At 66.6% G+C, this 674-nt stretch carries 1 protein-coding gene and 1 pseudogene; both read right to left on the bottom strand.

Annotated features, from left to right (window positions below):
- Positions 1 to 111: 111 nt before the first annotated feature.
- The gene (tnpA, locus tag DR046_RS23090; protein ID WP_115384644.1) at positions 112 to 468 is read right to left on the bottom strand and encodes an IS66-like element accessory protein TnpA; all 357 of its coding nucleotides are present in this window, start codon (positions 466 to 468) and stop codon (positions 112 to 114) included.
- A gap of 19 nt (positions 469 to 487) precedes the next feature.
- Positions 488 to 674 (bottom strand): annotated as a pseudogene (locus DR046_RS24055) (hypothetical protein); the annotation flags it as partial.

The following is a 674-nucleotide window of genomic DNA, read 5'->3' as shown; positions in this document are numbered from 1 at the left end:
CACCTCAGGGCGCTCTTCGCCGAAATCCTCGCCGCGCTGCTCCGCCTCATCGGCAACGCAGCCTTCACCCCAACGCCGCCGAAGCGTCAGATCGCGCGCCCCGCGTGATGTTCAGGGCGGACTCAGTAGGGCCAGCGCCTCGGGATCGTAGGCGCCGCTGATCCGCAGCCGGTGACCACTCACGGCATCGATCTCGATTGTCCCCGCCACAGGCACCGCACCAGCGGTGGCTTCGCTATCGTCATGAATAGGCCGGTCGACGATCTCTACGGGAAGGAAACAAGCTTCATCCAACTCTGCCGGGGCCTCCGGCGCATAGCGCGGGTCGCGCAGCCACTTGAAGTTCAGGTTGGCGTTCATCGCATAGCGCTGCGCCACCCGCGCAACCGACACGCCAGGTGCCGTCGTCTGCAAACAGATCGACCGCTTCTCCTCGTCCGTCCAGAGCCGCTTCGTCCGACGCGCCATCACGCACCCATAGTGTCCACTATCCCGTGGTGGACGCTACCGATCGCCACCTACGCGAGGCAGTGCAGGGACGCCGGACGCTTACGTCGATGTCGAGGGCGGCGCAGAGCGCGTCGAACGCGTGCTCGCCCGTGGCCGCGCGCTTGCGCAGGCCGAAGAGGCGATCGGTGAACGCCTTGCCGTTGTCCACTGCCCGGCAGGGCATT

It is taken from the genome of Jannaschia formosa (assembly GCF_003340555.1).
GTDB classification, from domain to species: Bacteria; Pseudomonadota; Alphaproteobacteria; order Rhodobacterales; family Rhodobacteraceae; genus Jannaschia; species Jannaschia formosa.
Note: the sequence above shows the minus strand (reverse complement) of the source record. Positions and strands in the feature narration are given on the sequence as shown.

Bases quoted from the DNA above. Each gene is read 5' to 3' on its own strand.
- tnpA (WP_115384644.1), bottom strand. From the start codon at position 468: ATGGCGCGTCGGACGAAGCGGCTCTGGACGGACGAGGAGAAGCGGTCG.